The sequence below is a fragment of the Brevibacillus laterosporus genome, from assembly GCA_007833815.1.
Lineage (GTDB): Bacteria > Bacillota > Bacilli > Brevibacillales > Brevibacillaceae > Brevibacillus_B > Brevibacillus_B laterosporus_D.
In genome coordinates this window covers 3,520,797-3,537,620 of the sequence record CP033464.1, presented here as the reverse complement: position 1 = coordinate 3,537,620, position 16,824 = coordinate 3,520,797, and the positions used below count along the sequence as shown (strand labels likewise).

8 protein-coding genes are annotated in these 16,824 nt (G+C 39.3%); all 8 read right to left on the bottom strand.

Annotated elements, in window-relative coordinates; genetic code table 11:
- Window positions 1–211: 211 nt before the first annotated feature.
- The 8 genes from EEL30_18125 to EEL30_18090 all read right to left on the bottom strand — a co-directional run bounded on the left by EEL30_18125 (window position 212) and on the right by EEL30_18090 (window position 16,820).
- Window positions 212–3,493, bottom strand: a complete 3,282-nt coding sequence (locus tag EEL30_18125; protein ID QDX94040.1) for a PKD domain-containing protein — start codon at window positions 3,491–3,493, stop codon at window positions 212–214.
- A 446-nt stretch (window positions 3,494–3,939) separates the two neighbouring features.
- Window positions 3,940–5,391 carry an IS1182 family transposase gene (locus EEL30_18120; protein ID QDX94039.1) on the bottom strand — a complete coding sequence of 484 codons (1,452 nt, stop codon included), beginning with the start codon at window positions 5,389–5,391 and terminating at the stop codon, window positions 3,940–3,942.
- Window positions 5,392–5,525: 134 nt separating this feature from the next.
- Window positions 5,526–8,924 carry a DNRLRE domain-containing protein gene (locus EEL30_18115; protein QDX94038.1) on the bottom strand — a complete coding sequence of 1,133 codons (3,399 nt, stop codon included), beginning with the start codon at window positions 8,922–8,924 and terminating at the stop codon, window positions 5,526–5,528.
- A gap of 66 nt (window positions 8,925–8,990) precedes the next feature.
- Window positions 8,991–11,318, bottom strand: a complete 2,328-nt coding sequence (locus tag EEL30_18110) for a hypothetical protein (GenBank protein ID QDX94037.1) — start codon at window positions 11,316–11,318, stop codon at window positions 8,991–8,993.
- Between the two features lie 14 nt (window positions 11,319–11,332).
- A complete protein-coding gene (locus tag EEL30_18105; protein ID QDX94036.1) occupies window positions 11,333–12,229 on the bottom strand; it encodes a hypothetical protein in 897 nt (298 codons plus the stop codon).
- A gap of 110 nt (window positions 12,230–12,339) precedes the next feature.
- Window positions 12,340–13,968 (bottom strand): hypothetical protein, encoded by a 1,629-nt coding sequence (locus tag EEL30_18100; protein QDX94035.1) that lies wholly within the window; start codon window positions 13,966–13,968, stop codon window positions 12,340–12,342.
- 60 nt (window positions 13,969–14,028) lie between these two features.
- Complete coding sequence (locus EEL30_18095) at window positions 14,029–16,197, bottom strand: hypothetical protein (GenBank protein QDX94034.1); 2,169 nt, start codon at window positions 16,195–16,197, stop codon at window positions 14,029–14,031.
- A gap of 14 nt (window positions 16,198–16,211) precedes the next feature.
- A complete protein-coding gene (locus EEL30_18090) occupies window positions 16,212–16,820 on the bottom strand; it encodes a hypothetical protein (GenBank protein ID QDX94033.1) in 609 nt (202 codons plus the stop codon).
- Between the last annotated feature and the right edge of the window lie 4 nt (window positions 16,821–16,824).

The window sequence follows — 16,824 nt, the reverse complement described above, 5'->3', positions numbered from 1 at the left end:
TGACGTTTAATTTCTTATTAAGAAAATCAACACTTCTTTTGAATTCAAGGATTATGTCGCTTGAATATTTCCGATCCTTTCAACACAAACACCCCCTACAGCTCTCCATCGGATATCCCTAAGGGTTATACCAATGCTTACTGTAAGGGGTGCACGTTAAAAGGTATGATTGCTCCTGACTACTGTTACTTCTGTTACCGCTTTTACTGTCTTATTCGTTTACCTGTAACGTATACGGCATTACTTCCTCTTTATATTTATAGACGTACAGATAGTAGAGACCTGGATCAGCTGTATAAGTAGCACTCATCCGATCTTTATCGATAGATTCCGGATAGGAGACTGGATTCTTCAAATCATCCTCATGGTAGAGCATCCAGTTAATTCCTGCTCCTTTCGCATGTTTCAGAATAATTTCTAAATCACTCTCTTTTTTCAGTTCAAAACGGTACACATCTGCATTATCGTCCTCATCTAGTATTCCTTTAACAGGTTCACCTAGTGGAAACGGACCATTTGCATCCTCAAATCGATCGTTTGGTTCACTCTCTGTAAAATCCTTGCTGCCAGCCAGATCTACTTGATACTTGTAGGAAACAGACTCTTCCGTTGTTGGATACACATAAAGATAATATCGACCTGCTTTTGCCTCATGGGTCGCCATCAAACGATCGTCTTCGCCCTGATTTGGATAGGCAATGTAATTTTTCAGATCATCCTCGTGGAATAATAGCCATGCAACTCCTTTTCCATCCTTCACTTCTACTGATACATCTATTTTTCCTGGTTTTTTTACATCAAAATAGAATACATCAGCTTGATCTCCTTGACGTAACTCATCCTTTAATTGCTTACCAAATGCTTCTAGCTTGCTAGCATTTTTAAAGGAATCATTAGCGTTATCGGACGGCTTGCTATCCTTTTGGCTAATAGTTACTGTGGTCTTTTTCGTCACTTTTTGTCCTGAATCATCGGTTACCTGCAAGCTCACCTCGTAGGTTCCAGCTTCAGCATACACGTGAGTTGGATTCTCTTCTTGGCTTGTCTGTCCATCGCCAAAATCCCATTGGTAAGACATAATCTTCCCGTCTTTATCGTGAGTTCCTTTGCTACTAAACGGAACTGATTCACGCGCGATTCCCGTATACGGACCATTCATTTCTACGACAGGCGCTAGGTTCCCACTATGGCTACCTTCTGGTAATTTGCCGTGGAACACTACATCATAGGAGAATCTTCCATCCTTCGTTACCTTATAATTTACAAAATAAGCGGTTACAGTCCGATATCCATTCCAAGATTTTTTACCTAATTCCTTCAAGAAGTCATCTGTTACCTGATTCATTTTTTTCCAATCTTGCTCTTCCCCTGCTGACCTGTCACCGACATAGGTCCCGTGTAAGGTAAAGGTAGTAAAAAATTCAGATTCATGCTCTACAGTCTCTACGTCACGCAAACCTGTAGCTTCAGAAATTTCTGCATAAATATCTTCTTTCTGCTTCGGTTCCAATACCTTTAGGTAATCATCTGACACAAGTGGTACATCCCAATTTTCATAATTCTGTACCAGTTCATCAATGGTTTGTTGATAGTCGTCATTTACCACCTTGTCCTTACTCAGCTGCTCGATATATCGATCAAATTGAGCTACATCATTTTTCATAATAGCGTTATGAATATTATCCAACATTGGAAAATCGTTTTGGAATAGATGATACTGCATAGCGAATCCATAGTTGTAAAAATTCCACGAGCCATACTGAGCGTGTAAGGTATCGGACACAGACATACGACTAGATGGATCATCATATCTCATATTCCCAACGACAGATTTACGTGGATGAATGCCATCTGTTCTGGTAGCGCCGGCAAAAAACTCTGCCCCACCTTCTTCAAACCAAGGCAATCGTCCATTTTGATACATCTCTCCTCGACCGAACATACCTGGAACCACGTATCGAGCTTGTAGATAATGGGTGAACTCATGACGGAACAATTCTTCTAGTGAATAAATGCTTTGCTCAGGGGTTCTGTCATAGGTAAAGAACGTTCCATCTCCCTCAATGTAAATCCCACCATTTTCTGTTTCGTAACCGTATAAGGATTTATTCATTCGGTATTCGTCAGGATTATTGTAAATGACCACAGTTAACACATCATCAGGATTGCCTTTTTCCAGCTCTTGGTCATTACCTACGACACGATGGAACTGAGCTTTTACCTCTTTAGCTGCCCAATAGAGGCGTTGTAGTTGTTCCTCAGTCAGTTGATCCCCTGTACGGAAGACAAAGTTGCCTCCATCAAACTCATACCGATTAGGTAGGTATTGCTGTTTTCCCTCTTCTTTCAGTCGTTTCAAATCGATTTGCTCACCGTGGTAGTTTTTGCCGTCATATTGATAAGAAATTTGCTCTGCTGCCACAAAATACAGTTCACTCAGCTTCGGATGCAAATTCATTGCATCAGTGAGAATTTGATTGCCTTTCTCTGGGTTGCTGTGGTAATGCCCTAAAGAACCCGTATAATACAAACCATTGCTTACTAACCACGAAAGATCACTGGACGCTTTGTCTTCGTGCGCTATACGGAAAAGCTGTTCCAGGTATTCATCAATCGTACCCTTGAACTCTTTTTGCTCCTCTGGTTCGCGCACCTGCCACATGAGTACGTACCCGATCCCTTGGATTACAGAGTAGAACGAATTGCTCATGTCTCGATCTTTTCCATACTGGTCAAAATGGTCAACAAAATCTGAGACTACTCCAGTCATACGATCAATCGTTTCAACATCTACCGTTGTGTTTGAAATCAGTTTCCCCGTAGCACCGATTACTTCCTGTTGTGTCTTGCTTCCCCATGCAAAATACTTGTTTGCCATAATGGCTTTTACAGCTGGCAGTACCTTTTCTTTATACTCTGGCTGGTCGAGGTACTTTAATTCATCGTGGTAGTATCCAAGGTAATAACCAGAACGTAATACTTCGACAAATGTCGAAATTCCACGAGCATCATGATCTGTAAAGGAGCTACCGCTATCTTGGAGCGCATTTATAATGGCCTGTACCCGCTCACGGTCTGCGTAAAACTCAACCGTATCAGGGTTAAACTTGAATAATTCAGGAATTTCCTTCCACTCCACCCGACGCAGAACATCTACTAACTCTGCATTGCTAAGTCTATTCAAGTGAGACATGCTGTACGTCTGTTGTTCTGTACTATTTTGTTGTAGAGCTTGCCGTTTGACTCGTTTGCTCTTTTCCTCTAGTTGGGAAAAGGTTTCAGTACGGAGCTCCTCATCTCCTAGTGGAGTTACCTCGGCTCCAAGGACACCTGCACCTGTCTTGAACTGAGGCAAAGGCGGTTGTTTACTTAGCGAAAATACTGATTTGTTTACTGTGTTTGTTGCTGCATTGGCAGGTGTAGGTTGCCATACTGCCCCATTAGAGAGTAATACTGCACTTGCCGTCATCATACTTAGCCACTTATAATTCATAACTTCTGATCGACTCCTTATCTAGTTGGAATTGGAATAATATTTCCATTTAATAGTATCGTCAAAAAATCCAAAACTGGTAATATTACCTAATACCTATTTTTTGCTAAATTGTGTCGAAATATAGAATATTCATAACTAATTATATAATTTTCATAATTTTTACAACATTTGATTCGTTCGGAATTTATTGGACTTCAAATTCAAAAATGCCTTATGATGCTTGAGTTGGGGCTAGTCGCTTTAATTGGTTTATCAAAGTTACCATGTAACTTTAAGAAGTAAGATTGACAATAAAAATAGCCCCTACCAAAAAGGAGGGCACTGAAAATCTTACGATTTTCCGAAGGAATTATATAGCTTCATCAAAAAAAAGACGGCTCAAATTCATTTCTTGAATGCAAGAGTCGTCTTTTTACCATTTTCATCGGTTTATTATTTTGTTTTTAATCCATTAATTTCAATATTCTTTTTAAGTTTACAGTGAATATAGCCATTGCCCCTTGTAACTCCATGCCAATAAGACCCGAAGATGATGCCACATCATACCCGTGTCTGTGTTTTAGCTCACTGTTTTTCGCTTCAATTTTATATCTTTCCTTTGATTTTTCTTTAAAGTACTCACTCTCTTGGAATTTTGCCTGTTCAGTATGTTCACTGGATTTAATACTCACTGAGTAACTTTTGCTTTTTGCTCCGTCTTTATAACAATCCTCTTTCAATGGACATTGCTTGCATTTCTCAATATCAAAGTAATACGTATCCGTTTGATTTTTCCCTACACCTTTTTTCCCTTGTCGAGCTTTACGGACTGCCATATGTCCTGCTTTACACACATACATCCCGGCATCCTTATTAAATTCAAATTCATCTTCCTTTTTACGATTCCCTTGCGTAACGAGAGGGTTTAATTTAGAAACTAGTTTGATTTCATTCTTTTTACTGTAAATAATATTATCTTTTTCCGAATAAGCTGTATCACCGATAACTGTTTCAATCTCCATGCCAGCTTCTATACTTTTCTCAATCAACGTTTGTAATTGCTTTCCATCACTTTTTTCTCCAGAAGTAATTGTTGCGGCTGTGATTATCCTTTCTTCACTCATTGCCAAGTGTGTTTTGTAGCCAAAAAACGAGAAATCTGCACTTTTATGACCAAGTTTTGCATCAGGATCTTCTGAGATTTGCAACTGTTCGAGGTCATCAGTGACAGTTTCTTTCAGTAGATTTAACTGTTCTTTTACTTTTGGATACTCGGAGATATTGCCTTCTTTTTCGATTACGTCAATGAGCTTTTGACAGTAGTCTATTTCATCCTCTAATACATTGGATGTTGTTTTAGCAGGGAACTTCTGCTTCATATTTTCATCTATTGTGTAGACGGCTTTTCTTAATTTCTTTGATCGATCCGTGAGGATCTCCTTCGGAGATTTTTGATTATAGCGAGCTTTCGTATGAGTAGCATCAACAATAATAGCTTTACTTTTGATAATCCCCTTTTCAATAGCGATTTGAACTGTTTTATTAATAAGCATATCTAGAAGGTTAATGTCTTTTAAACGTAGCTTTCGAAATTTGGTTAAAGAACTCGCTTCTATCACTTTCTCCTCTGGTACCATATGGAGAAAATACTTAAATGACATGTCATATTTCGAACGTTCAACCAAATCTACATCAGACAAATCATAAATAGACTTCAACAATAAATATTTAAACATACGAATAGGATCAATAGCTTTACGACCATTATCTAGGCAGTATTTATCCTTAAGCTCGTCATACACAAAAGAGAAGTCCATAAGTTCGTTGATTTTTCGTAACAAATTATCCTTCGGAACGACTACATCATATATAGCTATAAATGGACTGAGGATCATTGATTGTTGTTTTTGAATCATCGTACCCACCCACATAAATTGATACTTTTATTATACAGAAAAAAGGTACAATCACCTCGAAAAATGAGGGATTATACCTTTTTTTTGTTAAGTGGACTTTTTCAGTGCCCTCACCAAAAAGTAGGGACTTTTCTTTACATTATATAGTAATATCCGTAGTCTGTTACTATGTCTATAGAACAAGGTACTTCATTTTTAACGTTTACTTCTATCTCACAAGGTATTTTACTGGAGTGCCATACTTCAACCTTCGCAGGTAAGTCACTACTGTCTGTACGTTTAACAGCAATAGTTGCCTCTATGTTACTTGCCTTACCGACTAGGATGGAGCCGCCAATTTCATCATTAGCTCTAATAACAACATTGAGTAGAGAGATTAGGTCTCTATTGCCTACCTGCTTAATGATAATCATTGCAGATAAGTTCTTAGTTGCTTTAGCCTTTATTAGAATAGAACAAGGTAAGCTAGTGTGCCTCTTCACATCAATTGAGGACAGTAGGTTGTTGTTTACTGTCTTCTTGACACTAATGCTGGAAGGAACTTCGCTTGCAGAAAATACACTAATGCTGGAAGGTAGGTCATGGTTTTTCTTTGAGCGAATAATAATCTTAGAAGCCTTATCCGAACTGCCATCTCTTCTCACTACTATATTACATGGAATGGTCGATGTCGGAGCTATATCTAAAGTAGAAAGTAGGTCACTTTCCCTCAAGAAACCAATAACTACGTTACCTTCCATGTGGTTTCTATTTCTTACACCTAGTGTAGAAGCGACTGTATTACAAATTGTAGGGTGCAAGGTGGACGGTAAGTCTCCTTTACCCATTCGTACAATGTTATCCACTCTGCCTAGCATCTCGTTCTGCTTGGCAACGGCTAGTTTGGATTTCAAGTAGCTCCTTACTGTGGCTACATCAATTACGGTCTCAATATCGTCCTTGAATCTTATACGTACTGTCAGATTACTTGGTATCTCGTGGTCACCGTATCCCATTACACCTATTTGGCCAGCCAAATTTCCAGACACTACTCTGAGAGAACTTTCTATTGTGTCCTTGTGCCAAACGTCAATCGTACTTTTAATGGAATTGCTTACTCGTGTACGTGGCTGAAACACATCAATTGTAGACGGCAGGTTACCTCTAGATACTCCCAAACTACTATCTAAAATGGAGTGGTGGTACGGTCTGACAATAAGGAAAGAGTTTACATCGTCGTGAGAAAGTACTTCCAAGCTGGACTTGACATTGTTCCTTGTTACGCTAAGTATTACAGGAAGATCTTCTTTTTGTATCGAAGACAGGATTGAAATACTACCCCTGCTATCATCATTACCGACAGCCCTGATTGTTACTCTTGAAGGCAACGACTTCCTGTTAACGAACAACTTAGCCGGAACATCTTTTTTGATGATTGGTCTTTGTGTACGAAGTGTCGAAGCCATGTCCGACTTACCTGCAATGGTTACGAAAATAGAGGATACAATTACTCCTTTTGAAACAAACAGACTAGAAGGTACCTCATAGGTTATTGGATACGTTACCTTAATACCCCCATCAATATCAGAACGGCCTTTTACTCTAATGGAGGAAGGTAGGTTAGGCTGACCTATAAGGATAGACCCGCCAAAGTCATCAAAATCTCTCTGTGAAGCCACCAATGATGAATGAAGGTCATTGTCTGTGCTTTGTCTTACATGGACATCACCTGCCAAATTTGGACGGCTTACAATGATTCTTGATTCTAAGAACTTTCTTCTCTCTACTAAAACACTACCGCCTATGTCTGATATCGGTCTTCTGATTACTCTCCAAGTGATAACTGGCTTAGGATCTATGTACTCCAGACCATCTAGAGCCTGAGCAGCACGTTTAATCGTTGCTTGAAACTCATTTGATTTGAGAGATTCCCACTTACCTTGCTTATTTATGGAAAGCATATTAGGGAAACTACCAGCTTTATCTCTGGTTCCGTATGTCAGTAGTTTTATGTTACTTGTCAAATCACCTGAAGTTCCTGGAGATACGCCCTCATAAATGATAACGTTTAGTCCCTCATCTAGCTCAATATCTAGGAAGTCAGAGTTAGTAGAATTTCCAGAAGATTTAAGGCTCCAGTTCTGTTTGATGAGTCTACCGTTACCGTTAGGCGTCTGCAAGTATACATTAACCTTGTCTCCATCTTCTGCATTCGTATCCCAAGCATGTAAGGATATTCCTGCTTCTTCTGTAGACAATGTATCCAGTGGAGGAAGTACTTTGATCGTAGAAGGTATATCCTTTGGTGTAAGAAGACTATTTACTTCAATGCTACCGTCAATGTTTGCTCTAGACGTGCTAGGTATTGTCAGAGAATGGTGCAGTATTTTTAATGCTGGTTTTTGATTTGATTCTCTGGAGAAGAACGAGTAATATATTTGCTCAGTCTCATTTTCTGCTACGACGTAAAAGCTATAATTTGTCTTACTTGACTTTCTCTGTTGCTTAAGCCATTCTGTTATATCAAAAGTAATACTACCTGCATGAATAGCGTGAACGTCCGTAATGAGCTCTCGTTTATCTGGTTGGTTAATCCACGTGACGCCGTACTCTGTCCAGTCATTGGATGTAGCATAGAGTCCAAGTTTTCTGTTCGGTTCTCTTCCCTCTGTGATGTACAATCTAAGGACTGCAGACTCAACCTCATGGTCTTCTGGTATAGCGGATGAATTAAAACCTAGAATTGTTCTGTATCTTGCGGTACCTAAACCTACAACTAGGGTTTGCTCCCCGCCATAGTTTAGTAAAGGAACCTTTTCGCTAAGGAAAGCATCACGTACTGGGGTTAATTCAGTGCTTTGGTTAGGTTGCTCAGTTATATCCATGATTCCGTACAGTTTGTTACTTCTTTTGATTAGAACGGTAGCAGGGATTTCTCGATTCAGAATTATCCCGATAGTGCCTTCTAAATCACTGTCGTCTGTCGGTATAACTTTTGAAGTACCGAACATTTTATTTCCACAACGAACTAGTATTGAGGACTCTATATTGTTGGTAGCAGGGATTGTCAGGCTACCTTGCAGGTTACTACGATATACCCCATTAATAGCTATTTCAGAGGTCATTTTATTCTTGTTGATTATGCCTATGCTGGAATAAATGTCACTAGGGACTGAAACGAAAATTCCACCATCTATTTCGGAATTTTTTGCTCCGACGATATCTATTTCTGATTGCATTTTATTCTTGTTTCTGATTGCTATCGCAGCATTAAGCGTGTCTCTAGGTGAACCTACATAAAGTGTTCCGTTTACATCGTAAATAAATACTCCAGCTACTTCTACCTTACCAAAAAGAAAATTCTCTTCTGATATACTGATTGCCGATAATAGTGTATTGGTTCCAGATGCAGTAACAAATATACTACTAACAATATAGCTAGATTTTTCACCTATTATGTCTACCTTGACACTCATTTTTAAAGCACTACTAATTTTGATTACCGACCCTAGATGACTTTGACTGTAGTCTGTGTCTTCTGTGCTATTTGGCAAAATTCCCACCCCCCATTCTTAGATTTCCAAAAAAATATCCCCTATATATTATAGGGGAGTTAGCTACTATTCGATCACTGGGTCGGCTTCAACTATAATGTCAAATACTCCGCTAGAGTTAGATTTTTTTGCCGTATCTACTCTTACATAGAAGTTAACTTTTTCGTCATGTTCCGTGAGTCCTGAAAATACTAAACTATTCTCACTAACAAAAGGTGAGTCAAATCTACTTATTTCTACTTTAGTAGTGACTCCATCTAAGTCTCCTTGATTTACGGTTATAGTTAAATCATTTACTGGAAATCCTAATGTATTCTTTACCCACACTCTTTCTGCTGGCGTTGTTTGTCCTGATATTACATCTCCAAAGTCAAGGAACTTCAGTAGTTCGCCTATCTCTGTTGTATACAATGTCTCTTCGGCATCACAGAATAGTAGACCAGAATGAATTCCTGTAAATCTGATGTCTTTTGAGAATGTTCCACCAACCTCGTCCATAGCCTCTATTTTTAGTACATTCTCATCTCCAACATTTATTAGAGTTCTGTGGAATGATTGATTTAGAACTACAGGTGTGTTCATTAGTTTTGTGTAGCCATTAACTGGAAGTACTTGCTTGTTGTTCAAAGTCATTTTATATCTTATTCGGTCTCCGTCTTCATCTGTTATCTTTGCAGATAGGCAGGAGCCTTTTATTGTACCTGTAATAACTGGATTATTGTTTAATTTAGTTACTTCTGTAGTATAAGTACCTATTCCTCCAACTTCATCCTCAACATCTACTCTAATCGTATTTTTTCCTATAACAAGAATGGAATTGTTAAATGTTACTGATAAATTGGTTGGTGATTTAATAAATTGACTAAACCCACTATATGGAGGAATTTGTTCACCATTCAAAGATACTTTATACCTAACCTTATCACCATCTGCATCTATTATTGTAGCGTTAAATGCAACCTCTTCAGCATGAATCTCTATAGCAGATAGTTGAGGATTAATTACTTCTGGATTCTCATTTACTAGAGTTACATTTTCTGGGTGCAATACAGCATAGCCTTCAGAGTCTCTAACGACTAGGGTAACCATATTCTCACCTTGATTAAAATAGGAAGCAGGCATAGTCTCCTTTATACTTAATGGGTTGTTTTCTAATGATGTCCACCCCGTCTCGGGATATTTCTGGACGCCATTGAGCAACACCTTATACTGCATTTTAAGACCTTCAAGATGGTCGACTTTAGCAGCTAATTTAAACGGTCCTTTTCTTAGCTGATTACTCATAGTTATTTCAGAAAAATCTATTAATTTCGAGACACAGTTTATTATCGTTTTGACTTTAGTGTCAACGTTTTTTGTTACATTAATGAAATTCGGATTGACTGAATTAATTGTAGTTAACGCCCCATATTTGCTATAACCTACCCCATACAATGAACCATCAGAATCAGATTTTATAAGTAAGTGACTCTCTCCCCCTCCTACTAATTTAGCTTCACCGACCTCAACTAATGAAGAGTATATGTCGTTGGTTCTGCCTCCACCTAATTGCCCAAAATAAGAGTCTCCGCATCCCAATAGTTTAAAGTCATTCTTGTGAAAATATCCAGTACTGCCAACTGTAAATACACTCATAACGTTGTCAGTAACATATACAAATCTTTCAAATTTTATATTGGTACTACCTACACCATCAGTGTTGCCCATTTGACCTTTGGTATTGAGTCCACAAGCATAAGCCTTACCGTTCTTTTTTACAATGTATGAATTGGAAACAGAGAGACTTGCTTGCTTGACTTCAGTAGTTATTAGAGTCCAAGTTAAAATCTCCTTTGAGTGACCTAATGCTAGGTTCCCATAAACATTGCTTCCGCAACCGTATAAATCTCCATTTCCCTTTATTAACATGGTATTGTTATTAGTTGCCGATACCGCTTTTACCCCTTCTGCCAACTTCTTAGGTGTATATGTATGTTCAGTCGCACCTATTCCAAGCAGACTGCCATACCCAAAACCATATAGATCTCCATTACTTTTGATTACAAATGAAGTAACAGACCCTGCTTCTATTTCTACCACATCGTCCATCACAAATTTAGGGTAGTAGTTATAGTTACTGGTCCCAAAGTTATCGGGGACACCTAATTGACCAACATAGTTAAGTCCTGCTGAATATAACTTACCATCCGCAGTCAGAAACAAAGAATGGCTCCCACCCGACACTACTTTTACTATGTTTAGCAAGGTATTATTGACTATACGGGTTGGAGATGTGTTAGAATTGTTGGTACCTGCATTGACTCCCATCGCTAGTTGTCCATAGCGATTATCCCCTAAGACAGTTACATTTGTATCGTTCTGAGCCACGTAAATTGTAAAATAACCGTTAGCCAAATTCTAAGCCTCCCTTATAGTGGATCTGCTGATACCCATATATCAAATTTCCCTCCACCAACCGCGTCCTCTGTAGTCTTCACTCTAACGTAGAAAGGCACTGACTGATTATGTGCCATCTCATAATCTTGCCCAAAGTTAATTTTTTCAGTAGGTTCAAATGGTTCTTTTGTTTTGCTCAACTCTATTTTTTCTGATACAGGGTTCAAGTCCTTTTGATCTACCCATAACTTAGGTTTCTTCATTGGTATTCCTGTTGTGTTCTTCAAAAACACCTCATAGATTACAGGTTCGCTTCCTGCCAGCACCCTCCCCATATCCAGATACTTCAGTACCTCACCTAAATCAGTGGAATAAAATTCTCCATCTCTTGTTGTAAACATCATTCCGGTATAGCCCATAGTGGCGGTAAATTCTTTCAAGCTTAAAGTACCAACTGAATCCAGTGCCTCTATCAATACTGTATTTGACTGATTTAGTTTTATAAGGTTTTTAGGAATTCCATATTCAATACTGACTGGTGTTTGGATTAGTTTGCTAAACCCTCTGTGCGGAAATAACTGTAGTTCATTAACTACTATTCTGTACCTGATCTTGTCGTTGTCCTCATCAGTTATCTTAGCCCTTAGATAGCTACCTTCAATAACTCCATCAGTAATTAATGGGCTGCTGTTCTGTTTAACTACTTCAAATTTCTTAGTAGTTTCTACTCCTTCCGTGTTACTTGCCACTACGGTAATGATGTTATTTCCTGTAATTAAATCTAAGTTACTGATAATAAAAGATACACGAAATGGAGGTCTTACTGGATCAGTAAACCCATTGGACGGTTCCTTCTGCATATCATTTATAAATATTTTATAATTCACTGACAAATCATTGGGATCATCTATAGTGAAATCTAATTTCACATTTTCTGCATGTACTGTTGTTGGTTCAATTACCGCTGTGATTATTAGAGGTGTTGGTTTGATAAATGTAATTTCTATCTTTCCGTGCCCGTTATTGACTCCTGATTGCCTTATCTGATTAAGACCTGTATTGTAAGATGATCCACCAAAACCACCCTTGACACCTTCTCCACCGTTACCTCCAGTGTAGCCTCCTCCTCCTCCTCCTGCATCGTAAGGTAGACCACCTCCACCAAAGCCTCCCCAATAGGTTCCTCGGTCCCCCCTGTTCCTCCATTAAGGAAGCTAATTGGGGGCTTTGCAGCAGATGGTTTGGCGTCACCAATAAATCCAGCACCACCACTATTACGATTACTCTGTAATCCTGTACCACCTTCTCCATTACCTGTGGTTTCCCCGTTACCTGCACCTCCACTAAAGTTACCTCCGTTGTCTCCAGCACCACCACCACCTCCAGCAATTACTAGCGGTGTTATGCCTACATTTAGCGGCTTAAAAATATAGCTAGAGTCATTGTCTTGCTTAACAGCGAATGAGCCACCTCCGCCTCCACCCCCGTAGTCGCTAAAGGGTTTATCTAGTCCCATATGACCTACTAATAGATGGATTGTGTCTCCTTCATCTAAATTAAATTCTCCAGATACGAATGCTCCCTTTCCTCCTAAGTTACCTCCTACATTACCGCCTCTAGCTCCGGACGCACTTATTTTATAGATTCCTCCCCTAGGTACAATAAACTTTTGCAGATTACCTGTTATACCAGTACCAGTATTTAAAAAATCCATTTTGAATCCTTCAGGTATATCTTCTTCATTTGCACTAAAAGAAATAATCACCACGCCATGACCTTCATTTATTCCTGTTGTTTCTTCTTGCTCTGTTCCGGCATTATAAGAACCACCGCCTCCACCATTACCTGTGGTGTAATAAGCGCCGCCTCCACCTGAATACCCACCACCTCCGCCTGCTCCGTAAGAGTAGTTATTACGTGTATCTCCTGTTCCTCCACCTCCACCAAAACCTCCTTCGGCAGATTGAAACTTACCACCGTCCCACCAATTTCCTCCATTAGTAGGGGAACTGCTTCCACTCTTTCCCATTCCCTTCCATCCAGCTCCTCCTCCACCTTGGTAGGGCATATTTTCTATTAATTCAACAGAGCTACCGCCCATGCCGTTGCTTCCGCCATTGCCTGAATATTGAGGGGCATCGTTAGTGCCATTCCCACCCATGTTACCATCTTTGTTGACCGTACCATGTACACGGGAACCGTTACCGTGGACGCCACCTCCACCTCCTCCACCTCCTCCTGCTGCAATTAGAAGTCCGTTCCCACCGATGTCACCGTGGTATACAAGGGTGCCACCCCCTCCTGCTCCAGCGCAACCAGAATTATAATCACCAAAACCTGTCTGCCCCATTTGGCCGACAACTACATATAGTACTGTACCTTTCTTTAATTTAAATTTGCCTTTCATTCTAGCGCCTTTCCCACCGATCCAGCCTGGTGGGTTGGCAGAAGGATTACCTTGCCCTCCTTGTGCCCCTAAGGCTTCGATTATGTATTCCCCATCCAGGGGGACTGTCCACCGCTGTACCCCATTTACTGATGTTACTGCCTTGTCTAAGGTAGTCCCGCTATATTTTTGATCAACTTGTGTTTGATTGGCTCCATTCCTGCCAGTTGCCCCACAATTGGTAAATTTAAATACTTTCGTTAGCTTTGCCACTTTGAACATTCCTTTCTAATAAGGATAATAAAACCTGAGACGTCAAGGCATGCTCAGGCTTGTTTATTACTAGGTAAGTGATGGCTTCCCGTATACTTTTAATTTAAATATTCCTCCACCAGCCGCATCCTCATTGCATACAATCCTAAAAAAGAATGACTGTGCTTCGTTTGGCTGTAGCGGCTCCGTAAAAGAAACATATTCTACTGAAGTAAAAGGACTAATCTCTTTACTCAGTTCGATCTTTTCTGTAATAGAGTCTAGGTCTCCTTGAATGGCTTTAACTACTACTCCGTGCATAACGTACCCTGTTGTATTTTCGATCCAAACCTGATAGGCCGGAGATGTTTCGCCTGATTTTAAGCTTCCAACATCTAGGTATTTTAATAACTCGCCAGTATCTGTTGTGTAATAGCTACCATTTTTATCCCTAAACATGAGTCCTGACATTTCGATTGATGATGATACTTCTTGCGTTACAATATCTCCCGCTATGTCCTGGACAGAGACTGATACTGTGTTTTCCTGACCATGTTTAATCATTTGTTTTGGAATATCTACAGAAGTCTCAAAAGGAACTTCGTAGTATGGGGACATACCACTAGAAGGTAAAAAGCTATTGCCATTAATTGATACGTTAAATCTCACCTTATCGTTATCGTTATCTGTCGCACTAACGAATACGGTTTGTCCTTTGACACTTACCTCGACGTTTGGTTTCGTATTTGTTTTCACAACAGTGAGTGTACTTTCCGATACGTTTGTGTTGTCTTTGAAATTGTCTTTTACTTCTATCTTGATACTATTGTTACCGATTTTAAGATCACTTGGTCTAAGCATAAATCTAATATGCAGCGGAGTTGTGTATATGGCATCTGACCAGTCAGCGTATACTTTTTCGTTTATAGTGAACCTATAGCTCATGTAGTCGCCTGCTTCAGTTTCTGCAGTGGCCTCCACCCACACTAAATCGGAGTGAGTAGTGCTTGGATTAGCTTCTGACTGAGTTATGACAGGGTCGGTGTTTACCACATTAACGTATACGTTCTTACTTACTGTTACACCTTGGTTGTTATCTGCTTCAATTATTACCTCATTTCTACCCACCTTATTGAAATACAAGTTAGATACCCCATTAACAGTTGCGGTATACGGTGTTGGCTGAATATCAGTAAAATCTGAGTCTGCTGGATACACTTTTACCCCATTAACCAAAATTCGAAATTTAGCTTGATCTCCGAGACCGTCAACGTCTTCTTGCTTTATAAATTTAATAGTAAGATTGACATTTTGGTTGTGAATATTATCGTTAATGTCTACGTCGCCTATCAATGTAAGAAATACAGTTTTATATTGAATTATCATTGAACTATTAGTAATCGTACTCATTAAAAAAGCAATGTCACTTCTAGGGTTTAATTGTAAACAACCATAATCTTGATCAAATACATTTAATCCATGCGATCTTAATTCAGAGGTAAGTAACGAACCTAGATATTTACCTGAATCGAAATCATATGCAAACAGTGCCTCATCAACCGGTTTAGTTGGAGATGCGCTCGAAGGCATGTATACGACACCATTTTTAATTAGCATGCCTGTACCTACATATGAGTCTTTAAGCTTGTTTCTTACATCTTCTGTGATGTCTAGTTTCACAATTTTTACCATAGATGTTGTAGGTGTTGTTACGTTCCACGAATAGATAAAATCATCGACACTGCTGTAGAAATATAAAGTTTCATCCCCATCCCAACATCCACGGTTATAATCACCGCCTTTAGTGGGTGCTACTTTAAATTCAACCTCTTTTGTTGCCATTGGAGGATACTCTCCTGTTATATCCCATCGATATAATACTTGTTTTGATCTACTCCACCCAACTAAATACTCTGTGTTCCTATCACTTGCTGTGTAAAACGCAAAACCTCCTGTGACTCTTGATGCTGTAGGGGAATCCTTTGGATTTGGTTGTACGTCTTTCACATTGCTGGTACCCTCAGCCCAAGCGTTACCAGATATGTATTCACCAATAGTCCCATCGTGGTTTCTATTAAACCTACTAACAAACCTACCGAAACCGTTCGCTCCCGCATAAATAAGTGGCTTAGTAGGGAACGGAGTAGTCGCAACTTTTGTTAGACTTTGTGCTATAAATGTATGATTTCTCTGGTCTCTTACCGAACCAGCGTTATCTAAAAATACCAGCCCATGAAAATTCAATGGAGTTACTGCCAACTTTACTCCCCCTCTTAATGGGTAATTAAATGATTAATTTCTCCCATAATCCCTTTCTTTAAAGGAGCATCTATCTCAAATTCTTTTCTATCATTCGCTCGCATAAGAACTAATTTTCCATGTAAGTTTTTATTAGCCATCATCGCAATGTTAAAGTACATCTGTCCGTTATTAGGTACCTTTACTAGCACTCTTAACGTAAACGTAACATCATCCACTGTCTTTACAACAGCATATCCTACGCTGAATTGTTCGATGCTTGTTGTGATCTTTCCGCCGCCAAGTAAGTTTCCTGTGGCTTCTGCATCTTTAAATGTGATGATGTCATTGATTTTCTCTAGGTCTCCTGTTAGTTGATACTCAACACCATCTACAACATAACTTAAAGAGTAGCCTTTACCTTTGACATTAAATAGTCCATTTGATTCAAAGAATATTTTTGATCCATTACCTACAATACCAAACCTATTCAACTGATCTACTTTAATATCATAAAAGCTATTCTCTTCCTTAGTCTCAAAATCAAACTCTGCTAGGTGAGTGCCGTCGTAGTACTCACTCACCCATACAAAGTCTTGACTAGTGGGAGACATTGCATTTGTTGTTCCGAAAAAACTTCTCACTGTT